Source organism: Endozoicomonas sp. Mp262, from assembly GCF_025643335.1.
Taxonomy (GTDB): Bacteria; Pseudomonadota; Gammaproteobacteria; order Pseudomonadales; family Endozoicomonadaceae; genus Endonucleibacter.
This window is the reverse complement of the sequence record NZ_CP092489.1, coordinates 702,853-718,382: the sequence shown is the minus strand read 5'-3', so window position 1 is coordinate 718,382 and position 15,530 is coordinate 702,853. Positions and strand designations below refer to the sequence as shown.

15 protein-coding genes are annotated in these 15,530 nt (G+C 44.8%); 9 read left to right on the top strand and 6 right to left on the bottom strand.

The genetic code is table 11. The annotated features are described in order from the left end of the window. Positions 1-32: 32 nt before the first annotated feature. Positions 33-3,446 (top strand): hypothetical protein, encoded by a 3,414-nt coding sequence (locus tag MJ595_RS03095; protein WP_263081072.1) that lies wholly within the window; start codon positions 33-35, stop codon positions 3,444-3,446. Between the two features lie 67 nt (positions 3,447-3,513). Here MJ595_RS03095 and MJ595_RS03090 read toward each other — a convergent pair whose 3' ends face one another. The 6 genes from MJ595_RS03090 to MJ595_RS03065 form a co-directional block, all read right to left on the bottom strand. After that, positions 3,514-4,554 carry a hypothetical protein gene (locus tag MJ595_RS03090; protein WP_263081071.1) on the bottom strand — a complete coding sequence of 347 codons (1,041 nt, stop codon included), beginning with the start codon at positions 4,552-4,554 and terminating at the stop codon, positions 3,514-3,516. Between the two features lie 41 nt (positions 4,555-4,595). Next, positions 4,596-5,249 carry an IS630 family transposase gene (locus MJ595_RS03085; RefSeq protein ID WP_263322427.1) on the bottom strand — a complete coding sequence of 218 codons (654 nt, stop codon included), beginning with the start codon at positions 5,247-5,249 and terminating at the stop codon, positions 4,596-4,598. Then, positions 5,171-5,644, bottom strand: coding sequence for a helix-turn-helix domain-containing protein (locus MJ595_RS03080; RefSeq protein ID WP_263078037.1), 474 nt, complete (start codon positions 5,642-5,644; stop codon positions 5,171-5,173). The genes MJ595_RS03085 and MJ595_RS03080 overlap by 79 nt, the downstream gene beginning before the upstream one ends. A gap of 421 nt (positions 5,645-6,065) precedes the next feature. Next, on the bottom strand, positions 6,066-7,064 hold the full coding sequence (locus tag MJ595_RS03075) for a serine/threonine protein kinase (protein WP_263081070.1): 999 nt from the start codon (positions 7,062-7,064) through the stop codon (positions 6,066-6,068). Positions 7,065-7,168: 104 nt separating this feature from the next. Further along, positions 7,169-8,857 carry a hypothetical protein gene (locus tag MJ595_RS03070; protein ID WP_263081069.1) on the bottom strand — a complete coding sequence of 563 codons (1,689 nt, stop codon included), beginning with the start codon at positions 8,855-8,857 and terminating at the stop codon, positions 7,169-7,171. Positions 8,858-8,986: 129 nt separating this feature from the next. Next, the gene (locus tag MJ595_RS03065) at positions 8,987-9,418 is read right to left on the bottom strand and encodes a ComF family protein (protein ID WP_263081068.1); all 432 of its coding nucleotides are present in this window, start codon (positions 9,416-9,418) and stop codon (positions 8,987-8,989) included. Between MJ595_RS03065 and MJ595_RS03060 the strand changes: the two genes are divergently transcribed. The 8 genes from MJ595_RS03060 (at position 9,417) to MJ595_RS03025 (ending at position 15,119) form a co-directional block, all read left to right on the top strand. Further along, positions 9,417-9,629 carry a hypothetical protein gene (locus tag MJ595_RS03060; RefSeq protein ID WP_263081067.1) on the top strand — a complete coding sequence of 71 codons (213 nt, stop codon included), beginning with the start codon at positions 9,417-9,419 and terminating at the stop codon, positions 9,627-9,629. The two genes, MJ595_RS03065 and MJ595_RS03060, sit on opposite strands and share 2 nt — an antisense overlap. A 223-nt stretch (positions 9,630-9,852) precedes the next feature. Beyond that, on the top strand, positions 9,853-10,941 hold the full coding sequence (gene bioB, locus MJ595_RS03055) for a biotin synthase BioB (protein WP_263081065.1): 1,089 nt from the start codon (positions 9,853-9,855) through the stop codon (positions 10,939-10,941). Then, positions 10,938-12,131, top strand: a complete 1,194-nt coding sequence (gene bioF, locus MJ595_RS03050; protein ID WP_263081064.1) for an 8-amino-7-oxononanoate synthase — start codon at positions 10,938-10,940, stop codon at positions 12,129-12,131. The genes bioB and bioF overlap by 4 nt, the downstream gene beginning before the upstream one ends. Further along, positions 12,128-12,865, top strand: coding sequence for an alpha/beta fold hydrolase (locus tag MJ595_RS03045; protein ID WP_263081063.1), 738 nt, complete (start codon positions 12,128-12,130; stop codon positions 12,863-12,865). The genes bioF and MJ595_RS03045 overlap by 4 nt, the downstream gene beginning before the upstream one ends. Continuing rightward, the gene (gene bioC, locus MJ595_RS03040; protein ID WP_263081062.1) at positions 12,865-13,689 is read left to right on the top strand and encodes a malonyl-ACP O-methyltransferase BioC; all 825 of its coding nucleotides are present in this window, start codon (positions 12,865-12,867) and stop codon (positions 13,687-13,689) included. The genes MJ595_RS03045 and bioC overlap by 1 nt, the downstream gene beginning before the upstream one ends. A gap of 12 nt (positions 13,690-13,701) precedes the next feature. Next, positions 13,702-14,382, top strand: coding sequence for a dethiobiotin synthase (gene bioD, locus MJ595_RS03035; RefSeq protein WP_263081061.1), 681 nt, complete (start codon positions 13,702-13,704; stop codon positions 14,380-14,382). 202 nt (positions 14,383-14,584) lie between these two features. Next, positions 14,585-14,836 (top strand): type II toxin-antitoxin system ParD family antitoxin, encoded by a 252-nt coding sequence (locus MJ595_RS03030; RefSeq protein WP_263081060.1) that lies wholly within the window; start codon positions 14,585-14,587, stop codon positions 14,834-14,836. Beyond that, a complete protein-coding gene (locus MJ595_RS03025) occupies positions 14,823-15,119 on the top strand; it encodes a type II toxin-antitoxin system RelE/ParE family toxin (RefSeq protein WP_263081059.1) in 297 nt (98 codons plus the stop codon). Before MJ595_RS03030 ends, MJ595_RS03025 begins: the two co-directional genes overlap by 14 nt. Positions 15,120-15,530: the final 411 nt, after the last annotated feature.

Genomic DNA, 15,530 nt, shown 5'->3' with positions numbered 1-15,530 from the left:
TTTCCAATAGCTTTAGTGACCTTCCTGATGTGGTGGATTGGAGCAAGCCGGTAAAGTCATCATCCGTTCAGTTGCTGGATGACTTTTATTTGTTTAATACAGCTTTTGTTGTCTGTACCCAAGCTGGCACTGATACTGACCTGAATGCCCCCCTTGCTAAAGGGATTAACTTTGTCTCGAACATTAAACCACAAGGGGTGCTGGGAATTCTGGAAAGCACCTTTAACCAGGTACAGTCACTTTTATTGCACGGCCAGATTCTGTTGCCACGTATTGGTCAGAATGTTCCCCCCAGAGAACCCTTTAAGTTTCCCTGGGAGGACAGGGAAAATGTACCAGGCCTGCACCTTGCGGTGGAGCTAACGAGTGTAGAGTTAGGAGAGAATACCTTTGATAGCTTCAAGCTAAGAACCTATAGCCCTATTGCTAAAGACTGGCTTGAAGAAAACAGTACCCAGCAACCGCTTACTTGCTTCACCGGTGGCCTGGCTATTTCCAGTGCCAAGGATATCAGTATAGAACTGGTGGCTGAATATCAACCGGGAAGTAATGATCTTTATCTGGCAGGTATTGGACAGGGACTGAGTATTGCCAATCTGGCGGATATGCTACATATCTCGGGTTCCAGTGATTCAGAGTCCGTTTTACCTTCTGACTTACAAAAGCTGGTATCCGGGTTATCAAAAATAGAGCTTCAGTCCCTTGGCTTAGGGTTGTCTTTAGGCACTTTCCCACCACAGATTAACTATTCCATGTTTACCATCGGACTTTCCGAGATAGACTGGGAAATCTGGAAAGGCCACTTTGCTTTGACCGGGCTTGGGTGCCGTTTTGAGGTTTTCAACCCCTTTGATTCAATCACCCGATCCCTGGATGCCACCCTGATGGCTAAAACAGAGATTGAAGGGCAAGAGCTGGATATTTACGCCAGTAGCAGAGATCAATTTACCTTCTACGCCAACCTGCAAAATGCCACTATTTCTCTAAGCTCCATGCTGAAGAGCTATGACCTGCCGGTGGATCCGCCTTCCGATCTGGTGATAGATTCACTGCGGGTGGGCATTGCGCCTATGAAGTCCTATAGCTTTGCACTGTTTATGGCTTCCCAGCCTAACTCATGGACGATTGACCTGGGTCCTAAAACGCTAAGTATCAGTGATGTGACTACCTCTTTGGCTTATCCATCCGGTGGCCCTGTGGCTGGAAGTTTTGGTGGTACGCTGGCTATAGACGGCATTGGGTCATTGTCATGCCATTACTCTCTTTCCGGTGAGCTAATGGCCTATACCTATATTCCCAAAATCAGTTTTGATGACTTGCTGAAGTCCCTGACTCTGGATCTTCCCATTATCCCCAGTGGTTTCCATCTGGAGTTTGATAACTCCTATGCCATGGTCCAGCACTCTCAGGCCAGCAATATGTTTTTAATGAGTACTGAGGTGGATGGCTTTGGTACTGTTTCTTTCCAAGCTTTGAAATCATCGGTCACCGGCGGCAGTTGGGGATTTGCCTTTGGCATGAATTTAGGAGAAGGCAGCCTTTCTGCCATTAATGGACTGTCTTTACTTTCACCCTTTGAGTCCCTGTTTCAATTGCAGGAGCTGGTTTTAGTGGTAGCCAGTTTCGAGGCTACCGGTTTTGCTTTCCCGGGCATGGAGCAATTCAATCAACCGGCCATTGCCAGTAAGAATGTTGCTCTGCCTTCCCAAAGTAATGGTGTGGTGGCCGGGTTAAATCTCTATGGTCAGTGGCAGATTGATACCGAAGATAAAAAACAGAAGCTATTAAAGGATATTCTGGGACTGAATCCAACACTGGGTATCACCTTGCAGGTAGGAATAAACCCCACCAAGGATGCCAGCCTTTATGTGAGCTATTCAGGGCATTTATTAAATATGCCCTTAAGCTGTCGTTTTGGTGCCAGGATGAGGGATGCCGTACCAGAGTTGTTTTTATCCGGCACCATGCAGGCAGAGATTCAGGGCAGCCAGCAGACCTTTACTATTACCATGGACTTCACCCCGAACGGTGCCTTCGCTTCAGGTACCATGCAGGGGAGCAAGCCCATTGATTTTGAGGTCTTTAAGCTGGGCGACCTGGCCCTTGAACTGGGAGCCAGTTATGAAGGGATTCCATCACTGGGATTGGCGGGCACTATCCTTGTGGATAACTTTATGTCCTCCATTGCGGTATTCTTCGATTCCGCGGTACCCAGTCAAAGCATGGTGGCTGGTGCTGTCAGTGACCTGCACCTGGGTGATGTGCTGGATACGTTAACGGGAGACATTCTGCCATCAGACATTGACAGTGTACTTAATCAGGTGGGAATTGTTGGCACAAAAACCTTTTCCATTGCTGGTACTGTAATGGATGACCTGAAGCAGCGGAATCTGGGTGGGGTATCAGAGGCATTTGCCGCCGCCGGCGTTGTTATTCCAGCTACATCCCAGCAATTGCTGGTGGGTGAAGGGAAAAACGAAAATACCTGGTTTGTGACGGATATGGCCAATGAAATGCGCCATTATCAACTGAGTAAATCAGGCGATCAGTTTACCGTAGAGGTTAACCCCCAGTTTTATTGTGCTCCCCAGGCTACATCTATTGGTGAGCTTCGCTTTTCAGCCGGTTTCTTTATCAGTGGCAGGGTTAATTTCTTTGGGCTGTATGCTGAGGCAACCATTGATATCAGTCCCAATAAAGGTATCGCTGTGGATGCCCAGATGTCCAAAATCGTTCTGGGTAATGAGAATCTGTTTTGTATTAAAGCGGCAGAGGGCAGTGGCGGGCCTCAAATCTCCATTGCTACCTTCAGTCAGCCTGAGCAAAAAGTGCCTGAGTTTCGAAAACCCCATTTTTATATTAATGGTATGGTTGAACTGCTGGGGATGTCCCGATCCGTGTTTATCAATATCTCCACCAGTGGTGCCCAATTTGACTTAAAGGGGGATCTGTTGCCTGGCGGTATTGTTCAGGGTGAGCTGGAAGGGACTTTTGACAGTCCTACCAATGCCAGCGTGGAAGGTGATGTTAAGGTTGGCATTGGCGATGTTGACCTGGGGCCTTTGGGCACATTCAAGATCGAAACCGGTGCTACCGGCGCCCTGGACATCTTTATTAAAGGTGCTGATTTAGGTGCTGCCATTACCGCCGGGTTTGAACTGGCAGGAAACACATTTAATCTGCCTAAACTGAAAATTGATGTGGATACCGGGGATCTGGCAAAGCTGCCTAAAATGTTATTTGATGCCATCTTTGACTTCTTGAAGGAGCTGTTTACTGACCCTAAAGAATGGGCCAAGGTTGCGAAAAAGGCCCTGGACTGGACAGAGGATAAAATCTCAGGGGTGCTTTCTGATACCTTCGGGCTGGATAAGGAGCAGATTAAACAGGTATTGGACGTGATTGCCAACCTGTGCCCGGTTACCGCCGCATTAAATGCATTTTAGCAAAGCTCTTATATTTCCCGTATGCACTTCCAGCGTTCCGCTGGGAATGTATGCGGGGGGAAGCAGACTATTTAATCACTATTGATGCTTCCCTGTACGCGTTATACCAGCCCAGTGCCAGATAAAGATAAGTCTTTATTTCTGGCGCCTTTCCAGGCTCAAAAACCAGTTTTAAATGATTAATACGACGGGAGTAAACCAGTTTTTTATGGGTATCTGGAAGTGTTGAAACAGTTCCTTGTGATAAAGCTGGTTTTAGTTCGGGGGAATCCTTTGACCAATGGGTATAGTCATCATGTATACCAGATTCCTGATCCATCAGGATTTTGTATAAGGGTTTGAGACACTGCTTGTTTGATACTGGGTATTCAATACCAATTCTTGGTTTAACAGTGTCTGCGAGGTCCAATGAAACAACAATGTCAGAGACACATTTTCCCAGTTTAATGTTGGTTGCTTGCTCTATTTGTGCATCAGTTAGAGGAATTTTATGGTTGTTAATAAACGACTTAAGATGAATAAATGGTAGCTGAAAACAACAGCGAAGAGATTTTTCCTGGCGAGGTAACATTAACCCCAAATAATGAAGTTTTACCAGAGGGAAGTCGCTTAAAATATTATTGACAAGCCTGATAGAGCTAGCAGGTAGCCTTTCTGTGGGTAGGTTATTAAGCGTCAGAAAAAGGGGGGCTGGGTTTATCTCTGATGATCGTTTTTTAGGACTGATAAAGACACTGGGTACTGGTGTGGATTTTTCCAGATCAGGAGCGTCAAACTCTAGCCAGTAGTCCTCAATGGTGTCCTTGCCACTAAGAAAAAAATGAACAAGCTGCTGCCATACACAAGATTTGATCAATGGTGTATGCCTGATTGAGTTGATGAAGTAGTCCGTAGAGTGATCGGTATCTGACAGTCTTATACTGACATCACACGGCTGATTGTGGTTTTCATGTTGTTCAAACAGTAGTCCTGATACATGTGGAATGTGCCGAAAAAGCTTACTGGTAGCATCATATATATTTTGCGTGAACCAATAGTGATTAATATCAGAGAAGATATTATCAAATGGGATTTTTTCTATACCGGTTTCTTTTTTGGTGGTCAGCATAAAATAGAAGTTAAGTAGTGTATAGATTGCTTTCGAATAATTTAACCATCCAGTCGGACAGTATTAGAAAATGAGATCATATACTCCTCTCCAAATGAAAAAAGCACCCGTTCAACTTCTTTTTCAAATTCCGCAAAGCTCTTGATTGACAAGAGGTTGAGCCATTCATACTTTATTTTCCTCCACAGGATTTCAATCAGGTTGAGCTCAGGTGAATATGTTGGCAGAAAGCAGACCAGCAATTTCTTTTCAATCATCCAGTCATCAATTCTGGCACAAAACTTTTTGCTGGTGTGAATGCTGGCATTATCCACCATAACTACCGTGTAACGATCATTTGAGCTGTATTTTTCATCTGCCATTTTCTCTGCAAAGTCATCAAAGGCCGCAATCACCGTATCGCTATTCACTGAACCCACAACAGGATAATGAAATAGCTCACAGCTTCGGTTCATAAACCCCAGTACGTTGATGCGTTTACTTTTGACTGATGGTATTCTGAGCTGCTTTCCTTTTTCCTGCCAACCGTATGGCACACAAGGTTCCTGGGTAAAGCCGGACTCATCAAAATAAAATAAATTGATTAACCCTTTGCTCTCGGCTTCCTGGGCATCTTTCAGAGCAGTTTTACAGTCATGGAATTGCTCTTCGTCCCGTTTATGTTTGCATGATTTACGGAGTCTTTTGTAAACCAGCCCTGCTTTTTTACAATGTTTGCCAGAGTAATTTTTGATGAAGATTTACCGGTTTCATCCTCGATCTTGGATTTGACATACGATAAGCGACGAGGCTCTTCAGCCACTAATTCTTTTATGCGTTGCACTTCGGATTCGTCATATATGCACGGCCTACCGCCACCATGCCCCTTGTACAAGGCACGAATACCATATTCTTCCCAATCATCAATCCACTGAGAAGCAGTTTGATATCTAATTTCAAGTATTTCGGCAATTTGCTCAAGGGTAAAGCCACGATTGCTCAATAAAAGGCTATGGGCTCTTTCCCTTATACATCTCAGAGGTCCGTAGTGTTTGGCGAATTTCAAAGTTAATAAAACAGCTTCATCAGTGATTGTAGTGACGTACTTCATAGGGAGAGGGATTTAAAGACCAGTACTCTCTTTATAATAGAGTAAATGTATCATTCAATAGCTATCTGATCGTTAGATCAAGAAGTAGATTTCTCGTACTGGCCGAACATCCAGTTTATTTGAAACCAAACTATGACCTACTTATTGTTATAAATGAGGTGAAAATTTAGTCTCGTTCCCAGGCTCCAGAGGGTGTCGCGAAACCCAATTCTGTAGATAAAAAGTAGGGTTTTTACTCTTTTTTAACCACGGAGACACGGAGGCACAGAGTTTTTGTATCTTTAAACTATAAATCTCCGTGTCTTTGTGTCTCCGTGGTTAATAAAAACATCTTTTGCGACACCCTCGGGACGCTGGGAACGAGTTACGAGTTACGCGAGTTAATATACGAAAAATGTCTTATTTATAAACCGTATCACTGTTATATCTGACCAAAAATAGCCAGCGGGGGCTCATCCAGTGCGGCCAGTTGCTCTCGTAGCTCCAGAATATGTTCTGCCCAATAACGCTCGGTATTAAACCAGGTAAAGGCTTTAGGGAATGCGGGGTCTTCCCAGCGTCTGGCAAGCCAGGCACTGTAGTTTAACAGGCGCAGGGTTCTGAAATATTCAACCAGATTAAGTTCTGCCGGGTTAAAATCAAAAAACTCGCTATAGCCTTCCAGTATTTCCGCCATTTGCAGGGTTTGGCTTTGTCGGTCTCCAGATAACAGCATCCAGAGATCCTGTATGGCAGGCGCCATTGCTGTATCGTCAAAATCTACAAAATGGGGGCCATTATTACGCCAGAGAATATTACCATTATGACAGTCACCATGAACCCGAATAAGGGGAAATGAGTGCTGATTTTCTACCTGGGCCAAACGGTGTAACAGGTCTCTGGTTAAGGTTTGGTAAGCTTCTTTGAGAGAGTCCGGTATAAAGCCATGTTCAATTAGGTACTCTGTGCTCTCAATACCAAATCGCTGAAGGTTGATGGTGGGGCGGTGACTGAATGGTTTGGAAGCGCCCAGCTTGTGAATCCGGCCAAGGCAGCGGCCCAGTACCAGCAAGTTATCGAGGTTATCCAACTCCGGGGCATAGCCTCCCTGCCTGGGAAAAATGGCAAACTGGAAACCATCAAACTCAAACAGGGTATTGTTATTTTCATCCGCTATAGGTGCGACGATGGGCAGCTCCATTTCCCGGAGCTCCTGAGAAAAACGGTGTTCTTCCAGGATTTGCTCCTGGCTCCAGCGATCCGGTCGGTAGAATTTCACAATAACCGGCTCTTTTTCATCCAGTCCCACCTGGTAAACCCGGTTTTCATAACTGTTCAGTGCCAGTATTCGAGCATCAGTGATAAACCCCTGGCTTTCGATGGCATCAAGCACCCGGTCTGGTGTCAGCTTATCGTAAGGATGTGGGGTGCTTGCAGTCATAGAAGGCTCCATTAGGCATTAGGGCATTGCCGGAGGATTCTATAGTTTAAGGGGTGCTGTAGCTACTGTCGAATTAACGGGTTGGGCTTGATGGTCAGTCAGCCTTATTCATTAGGTGTTAGAGTTTTTGAGTAACAGTGTTCAATGTGCTCAACTAACTGTTCATCTGATATAACTTTGAAGCAGTAAGGGCATCCAGATTGTGGTGAATGGTCTGGTTCTGGGTCATGTTCACTAACATTATCAGCGGAAGTAGATGGTGGATTTCCCCCTGGCATGGTTTTAACCCTCATAAATGGGAGCGGATGGTCAGTTTTTATATGTTCATTGACTAACCACTCACACTCATTTTCAAAATCACACCAGCTGGAGCGCCATCTTAAATGAGCCTCTCTTAAGTGATTAATCAGTGACTGAGGTGTCTGTTTTATTGGTGTTATACAGGGTTTTATGAAGCAAAGGTAAGATAAATGGTCACTTTGATGGTGCATTTCCAGTTCGTATAAATTCATATTTGAAGAAGTGGAATTAGGAGGGCAGCTTCTACAAATATATCTAAAGGCTTGCGGATCTGATCGTGTTATGTGGTGTTCTTGATCCAGGTGCTTCTCTACATCATAGCCCGTAAAATTTTCATACTCTTTTTTACAATAATTACAAAACCAAAGAGCATAACTAGCTAAAGGTTCATAATGATGATGGCGTTGAGGGTGAAGCGTAGGATTTCCTTGAATATGTTGTTTTATTTTAGTGAAAGTTCTTGGGGTATCTGTGCAGTGTTTATTTGCACATCTATATAAAAAATCGTTTGTTAAGTGGCCTTTACCATGAGTTTTGAGGTGTTGATCTATTTGAATAACCAACGCATCTTTGTAACCTTTGTTACAGTCCTTACAAAACCAGTGAGAATGTACTCTACTGTATGCACTGGGCATTTTATATAAAAAAGAATCTTTATGGGCGATGAGTAAATGCTTTTGTAATTCTGAAAAACCAAGGTTGACATATTTACAGTCACTGAATCCACAACTGTATTTAAATGCCAGGTGATGATAATCAGCCTCTGGGTGTCGTTTTGCCATATGCGCTTCAATATCATATGCAAAGAATCCTCTGAAAAGTGAATTACATTCGGGACAGTACCAGTAAGCATAATTCCTACTGGTTGTTGAGTGATCGAGTCGCTGTCTTTTATTATTGGCTGGGGAAGTTGATCGCTCTGTTATATGCCTGTCAAAATTTTCGGTTACATGCGATTTAAAATCTTCAAACAAAAGGTTTTTAGCGCTGCATGTGGGAATTGGGCAGGCGTATTTAAAAGCAATATTTTTTTCATCTGGGTGGTGTGTCCTGAAATGTAATTCAATATCAAAGGCTAAATAATCATTGTATGGTTGGTTGCATAACTCACAGTGCCAGATAGCATATTTTCTTAAGCTATTATTCTCCTGACTATTATCAAATACAGGAAACTGCTTGGTGTGCTGCTGTATATGTACGGTAAGATCACCTTCTTCATGAAGTTTTGATTTTTGTGGGCAGGTATCGATAAAGCAAACAGGTGTGGCCTTCCATGGTTTTTTACAATATGAGCATTTTTCTTGTTCCTCATAGGTTCGCTTCATGCAGTCTAAACAATATTCACCTTTGCAGCAGTCTGCTGTAGTGAGCTGATCAAATGTACCTCCACATAATAGACACTCTTCTTGGCTATAACCCTTGGAAAAGTATAAAAAGAGACATACCCAAAAAAAATAGGTTAATTCTTTTTTATTTCTTTTATTTAAATACATAACTAATTAGGCGTGAAGTAAATATAAGGTGAGTATATGCGGTAGTTACCAGAAATGTAGGTGTATTAAAATTGTTTTTTATTCTTAAAATTGGCTGTCTGATTTTTAAAGGCGATAATGGTTTTTATTTTAGCCTTGCTTATTTGTCTCAGGGGTTCTGGCCAAACACCAAATATCTACTTTTTCTACGCCATTTTTCTTTAATAGCCTGCTTATTTCGCTTATGGTCTCTGCCGTAGTGACCACGTCATCTATAACTGCGACATGCTGATACTCTACCTTTTTATTAAGGGAAAATGCTTCCCTGATATTTTTGCGTCGTTCCTTTGCCGTTAACCCTTGCTGTGAGGGTGTATTTACTTGCCGCTTTATCAGGTCTGTCTTTATGACCCTGGTGGCCACGGAAGGAAGTTGTTTAACCAGGCTTTTGGCCAGGAGGTGAGCCTGGTTAAATCCGCGGGATCTCAGTCTTTTTCTATGAAGAGGAACCGGGATGATGACTTCAGGCCACCGTCCTTCCGAGTAGTGGTCCATTAGTATTTCAGCAAGAGGCAGCGTCATGGGGTTTATGAGTTCCAAACGACGGTTGTATTTTATTTTCTGGATGACCCGGTTGACTGGGTATTTATATAAAAATGCACTAAGGCAGAGATCAAAGGCAGGTTCATTCTGGATGCAACTGGCACATAACTCTGCGGATATCTGGTCATCCATCGGCAGCCCACAGCGGGCGCAGAATGACCGGGATAAAGGAAAACAATCAAGGCATTGAGTGCATAGAGTAGAGGTATTGGTGGTTTTGCCCCTGCATAGCAGACAGTTTATCTGAAAGAGCGGTAGCCCCAGGCGCCTTTTGTAAACCTTAAAATATTTTTTAAGTTGACTAAAAAAACTTCTCATTTATCATCAACAGGGTTTTTATTTCAAAGAGTGATTTAGGAGTCTGTCTGATTTAAGGTCGGCAAGCTCCTGGCACTTGCTGATCAGGTATAGCTATGACTGACACTGCCGACACTATTCGCCATGACTGGGCGCTTGAAGAAGTCGAAGCCCTTTTGCAACAGCCCCTGAATGACCTTCTGCTTCAGGCACAGCTTGTACACCGACAGCACTTTAAGCCTAACGAAGTACAGGTTAGTACGTTACTGTCCATCAAGACAGGAACCTGCCCGGAAGACTGCAAATATTGTCCGCAAAGTGGTCATTACAATACGGGGCTTAAAAAAGAGAAGCTGATAGCCGTACAAAAGGTGCTGGAACAGGCTAAACACGCCAAAGAAGCGGGTGCTACCCGTTTCTGTATGGGAGCCGCCTGGAAAAATCCTCCGGAAAAAGAGATGCCCTATATCATAGAAATGGTACGGGGTGTGAAGGCTCTTGGGCTGGAGACCTGTATGACCCTGGGAATGCTCAGTGCGCATCAGGCCAATGAGCTGGCCACTGCCGGACTGGATTATTACAACCACAATCTTGATACCTCCCCTGAGTTCTACGACAACATTATTACCACACGTACTTACAGTGATCGGCTGGATACGCTTGCCAGTGTCAGGGATTCCGGCATGAAAGTGTGTAGCGGGGGTATTTTAGGCATGGGGGAAACAGGGCGGGATCGGGCCGGACTGTTAATACAGCTGGCGAATTTACCGGTTCACCCTGAAAGTGTACCCATTAATAAATTGATAAAAATTGCTGGCACACCACTGGAAGATATAGAAGACCTTGATGGCATTGAGTTTGTAAAAACCGTTGCGGTTGCCAGAATTATGATGCCGAAGTCGTATGTAAGGCTTTCTGCTGGAAGAACGGACATGAGTGACGAGTTGCAGGCTCTGGCATTTATGGCAGGAGCTAATTCAATATTTCTTGGGGATAAACTGCTTACCGCTGACAATCCCAGTGAAAACGATGACCGAAGCTTGCTTAACCGTCTGGGTATTACTATTGAAACGGGTTCAGCAAATAAAGAAGATAAAAAAGAGCAACCTGTCCCAAGCTATTGCCCGCGTCGGGAAAAACGAGAGAGTGAAGGTAACACGCTTTTTTATAATGCCATGCCTTTACCTCGGGATAATATGGCATGAGGGGGTTTAATCTTAAAGAATCCCTTACAGAACGGCGTTATTCAGAGCTTTATCGATCCAGGAAGGTGCTTTCTTCAGCCCAGGAACCCGAAGTCTGTATTGATGGCAGGCAGGTTCTGGCATTTTGCAGTAATGACTATCTTGGCCTGGCTAATCATCCCGAGATTATTGCAGCAACTAAACAGGCGGTGAATCAGTTTGGTGTTGGCGGTGGGGCCTCTCATTTAATATCAGGCCATAGTCAGCCCCACCATCAGTTGGAAGAGGAGCTGGCAGAATTTACCGGAAGATCAAGGGCGTTATTATTTGCCAATGGCTATATGGCTAACCTGGGTGTTATTACGGCTCTGTTAAGTAAGACGGATGCCGTGTTTCAGGATCGTTTGAACCATGCTTCTTTGTTGGATGCTGGTCTGTTATCGGGAGCACGGTTTTACCGCTATTTACACAGGGATTGCGATAGTTTGGAAAAAAAACTGAGCCGTTCAAGTGCTCGACGCAAGCTTATTGTGACCGATGGTGTGTTCAGTATGGACGGTGATATTGCCCCACTGCCCAAGCTTGCTGCAATAGCTTCAAAGAATGATGCCTGGCTGATGGTGGATGATGCCCATGGCTTTGGGGTTCTTGGGGAGGCGGGGAGGGGCAGTGCTGAGCACTTTCAGCTGTCACAACAAGAGTTGCCAGTATTAATGGGAACCCTCGGTAAGGCCTGTGGTACTTATGGTGCTTTTGTTGCCGGTAGTGAAGAGCTGATTGAAACACTGATCCAGTTTGCAAGACCCTATATTTATACCACCTCTTTACCTCCTGCCATTGCGGAAGCAACCCGAACCAGTTTGCGCCTCATCAAACAGGAGGACTGGCGGAGAAATCATTTGCAGAACCTGGTGGCCTATTTCCGGCAATGTTGTAACCAGGCTGGAATTAAGTTGATGAATTCAACAACACCTATTCAACCCTTGATGGTGGGAAACAATCGGTCTGTTCTGGCGATCAGTCAGGGCCTTTACCAGCAGGGTATCCTGGTGTCTGCAATACGCCCGCCCACGGTTCCGGAGGGGACATCACGACTCAGAATTACTCTGAGCGCAAGGCATACCCGTGAGCAAGTAGACCGGTTGGTGAGTGCTTTGGAAAAAACAATTATTCATCACATGGATATCAATGAGAGGGAGTCTGTAGCATGAGCCTGCCGATAGTTTTTATAAACGGCTGGGCCATGCCTGACTCGGTGGTTGATCCTTTAACAACGTCGTTGGATAAAAACAGTGAACTGATCCTGATACCTTTGCCTGGTTTATCACCCGCTAATCAGGAATATGGTGATTATGAGTCACTTATGGCATATGTGGATAAAAGAGTGCCAGAGGCACCCTTTCTGCTGATGGGCTGGTCCTATGGTGGTAGTCTGGCTGCGGTCTATGCCGACAGTTATCCACAGAAGGTAAAGGGGTTGGTGACGCTGGCAACCAATCCATGCTTTATAAACAATAATGACTGGTGTTATGGCATGGCGCCGGAGGTGTTTGCTGACTTTGCTAAAGGCATGGAGCGGTTCCCCCGGAGAACCCTGAAACAGTTTGCAGGCCTTTGTTCAATAAATAGCAATAATGTCAGGCGGCAGGCAAAGTCATTATGTGATGCCTTTCAAAGTCTGGATATAAACGTAACAAGTCTGCTATCTACACTGAGCCTATTAGGCTCGCTGGATATTCGACCTTACCTGGAAAATATAAACTGTCTATCCATGCATCTTTTTGGCAGGAAGGATGCGCTTGTGCCATCGGAAGTGGCTCAAACAGCCCTGTTTCAGCATCAAAATTGTAAAGCTGGATTATTTGAGGGGGGACACTGTTTTTTTCTGGATAGTTTGGCACAGGTTGTGGAAAACATTATCCATTTCAGGGAGAGTTTGGGTTAATGGGGATACAAATAAAATCCAGACAAAATGAAGAGCACTATTTGGACATTTCTGATACCGACTATAAGAAAAGAGTGGCAAGAAATTTTGGGAAAGCCGCCAGAACTTACGACAGTGCTGCAAGATTGCAGAAAAGGGTCGCTGCCAGGGCAAGGATGTTATTACCGGCAGGAATAATGCCGGATTATGTGCTGGATCTTGGCTGCGGCACAGGCTATGAGACTGCCTTTCTCAATGCTCGCTATCCCGATGCTTCAATCATTGGCCTGGATCTATCCATGGGAATGATTGACTTTGCCAATTCATGCCACAGCCAGGGGCATCAGTGGTGTGCCGGAGATATGGAAAACCTGCCTTTCGCCAGTGACTCTTTTGACCTGATCTATTCCAGCCTGGCTATTCAGTGGTGTGACAGTGAGCGGGTGTTTGACGAGATTCACCGGGTGCTCAAACCGGGGGGGAGCTTTGTTTTCTCATCCTTAGGTGCGGGTACCATGGAAGAACTCCATAGCGCCTGGCAACAGGTGGATCGGGGTGAACATACCAACCGGTTCAGTTCTTATTCAGAACAGAAACGGGTGGTTGAACAAAGTGCCCTTCAGGTTAATTCGTTTTGCAGGCAGGCAGAAACCCTTCATTACCCAAGTCTGAAAACCTTGTTTAGAGAGCTTAAGGCTTTGGGAGTCAATACGGTCAATTCTGCCAGCAAGGGGCTAATGACGCCCGGTAAATTGAAAACTCTTGAAACAGCCTATGAACATTTTCGGGAAACCCTGGGGTTGCCATTAACCTATCAGGTTATCTATGGGCAGATGCAAAAATAAAGGTGAAAAGCAGTGGGTAAAACCTTTTTCTTAACCGGTACGGATACGGATGCGGGCAAAACGGTGGTGGCCTGTGGCTTACTGGAGGCAGCCCGTCGCAACAATTTGAAAACCCTGGCTCTGAAGCCGATATCTGCTGGCTGCCAGCCGACAGTGGCGGGGCTGAGAAACGACGATGCCCTGGCATTGATGGAGGCCATGACGGGAGAATTGGCCTATGAACAGGTAAACCCTGTTTCCACTGAACCACCAATAGCACCTCATATAGCCCTGGAACAGTCAGGGAGGCGGGTGACCATTGATCGCCTGGCTGGCTATTGTCGTGGTGCGTTGATGCACCGGTCTGACTTTGCCCTGATTGAAGGTGCTGGCGGTTGGCGTGTTCCTGTAAATAGCAGGGAAATGTTATCCGATTTGCCAAAGGCTTTAGGTACGCCGGTTATTCTGGTGGTAGGAATGAAACTGGGATGCCTTAATCATGCCCGCCTTACCGTTGAGGCCATCCTGCATGATGGGTTGAAACTGGCTGGTTGGGTGGCAAACTGTGTACAGCCTGAAATGGCTGTCTATAAAGAAAATCTGGAAACACTGAAGCAATTAATCCCTGCTCCCTGTTTGGGAGAGGTTCCTTATCTGGAAAATCCGGCTAAAGATACAGTGGCTGATTATTTGGATGTTTCTGCGTTGTGCTGATTTTTTTGTATCGCACGGGAGCTACCTTCACACTTGACTCTTGTGGCTGAGCATGTATGGGATCAGTTTTTGCAACCTGTAAACTTTTTAAGCCTATGCAAAGTGCAAGAATTGACTCCTAGGCCCTCAAAAGATTGGGAGGATAGATTAATATATGGTGTATAATTGCACCATATACGCACCAAAAAGAGAGGTGATCACAATGGCCAGACAGAGTATCTCACTCACTGAACCTAATGAGGAGTGGCTCAAGGAGCAGGTGGACAGCAAGGAGTACACCAGTAAAAGTGAGGTAGTGAATGATCTGATCCGGCAAGCCCGTAGAAGGAGCGAAGCTGTTAAGCAACTGCAAGCCGAACTTATTGCTGGTGAGAATAGTGGTATCTGTGATCTGACACCTGATGAGATTAAGGAACAGGTACTGACAAGGAGGCGCAGCAGTGGCAAGTTATAAGCTGACATGGCTTGCATCACAAGACCTTGAAAACCTGTTCGAATACGGCATTGACAGGTTTGGTCCGGATCAAGCCTGCCAGTACTTCGATGGCCTGAAGCAACGATTTGCCGATATCGCCAGTCATCCCGGTCACTACCCTGCTGTAGAACATATTCGCAAACACTATCGTCGAAGCGTTTATGGTATTCATTCCATTTACTACACGATTGAAGATAGCCAGATCACCATCGTCAGAATACTTGGCAAACAAGATATTATTACTAGCCTTACACCTCAGTAAACAGCATGTATGGTGACAGTTCTTGCAATGAGCAGGTGGACAGCGAGGAGTACACTAGTAAAAGTGAGGTAGAGAACGATCTGATTCGGTAAGCCCGTAAAAGGAGCGAAGCTGTTAAGCAACAACTATCCTGACACAGTAGGGATGTTAGGAGGTAAAAATAAATTATCAGCCTAAACTTTATCAAATGATATTTTCTCGCATTATTCTAGCAATAACTATCTTTACTTCTAATTTAACTTTTTCCGATACTAGGGAAAAAATACTAATTAAGGATCAGTATGGTGTTTGTTTTTACTTAATTGAGAGCGATACTTATAGTTCCAGTCCCTGGTTCCAAAGAGGACATTCGACAACTTGGCACTTATATTCATGTCCAGAGGAAAAGTATGTGGCTTCTTTCAAAGAGGC

Excerpts from the sequence above, each read along its gene's own strand:
- bioB (WP_263081065.1), top strand. The coding sequence starts at position 9,853 with ATGACTGACACTGCCGACACTATTCGCCATGACTGGGCGCTTGAAGAA.
- MJ595_RS03070 (WP_263081069.1), bottom strand. The coding sequence starts at position 8,857 with ATGTATTTAAATAAAAGAAATAAAAAAGAATTAACCTATTTTTTTTGG.
- MJ595_RS03045 (WP_263081063.1), top strand. The coding sequence starts at position 12,128 with ATGAGCCTGCCGATAGTTTTTATAAACGGCTGGGCCATGCCTGACTCG.
- MJ595_RS03075 (WP_263081070.1), bottom strand. The coding sequence starts at position 7,064 with ATGACTGCAAGCACCCCACATCCTTACGATAAGCTGACACCAGACCGG.
- MJ595_RS03080 (WP_263078037.1), bottom strand. The coding sequence starts at position 5,644 with ATGAAGTACGTCACTACAATCACTGATGAAGCTGTTTTATTAACTTTG.
- MJ595_RS03065 (WP_263081068.1), bottom strand. The coding sequence starts at position 9,418 with ATGACGCTGCCTCTTGCTGAAATACTAATGGACCACTACTCGGAAGGA.
- MJ595_RS03030 (WP_263081060.1), top strand. The coding sequence starts at position 14,585 with ATGGCCAGACAGAGTATCTCACTCACTGAACCTAATGAGGAGTGGCTC.
- MJ595_RS03090 (WP_263081071.1), bottom strand. The coding sequence starts at position 4,554 with ATGCTGACCACCAAAAAAGAAACCGGTATAGAAAAAATCCCATTTGAT.
- MJ595_RS03060 (WP_263081067.1), top strand. The coding sequence starts at position 9,417 with ATGGGGTTTATGAGTTCCAAACGACGGTTGTATTTTATTTTCTGGATG.
- bioC (WP_263081062.1), top strand. The coding sequence starts at position 12,865 with ATGGGGATACAAATAAAATCCAGACAAAATGAAGAGCACTATTTGGAC.
- bioF (WP_263081064.1), top strand. The coding sequence starts at position 10,938 with ATGAGGGGGTTTAATCTTAAAGAATCCCTTACAGAACGGCGTTATTCA.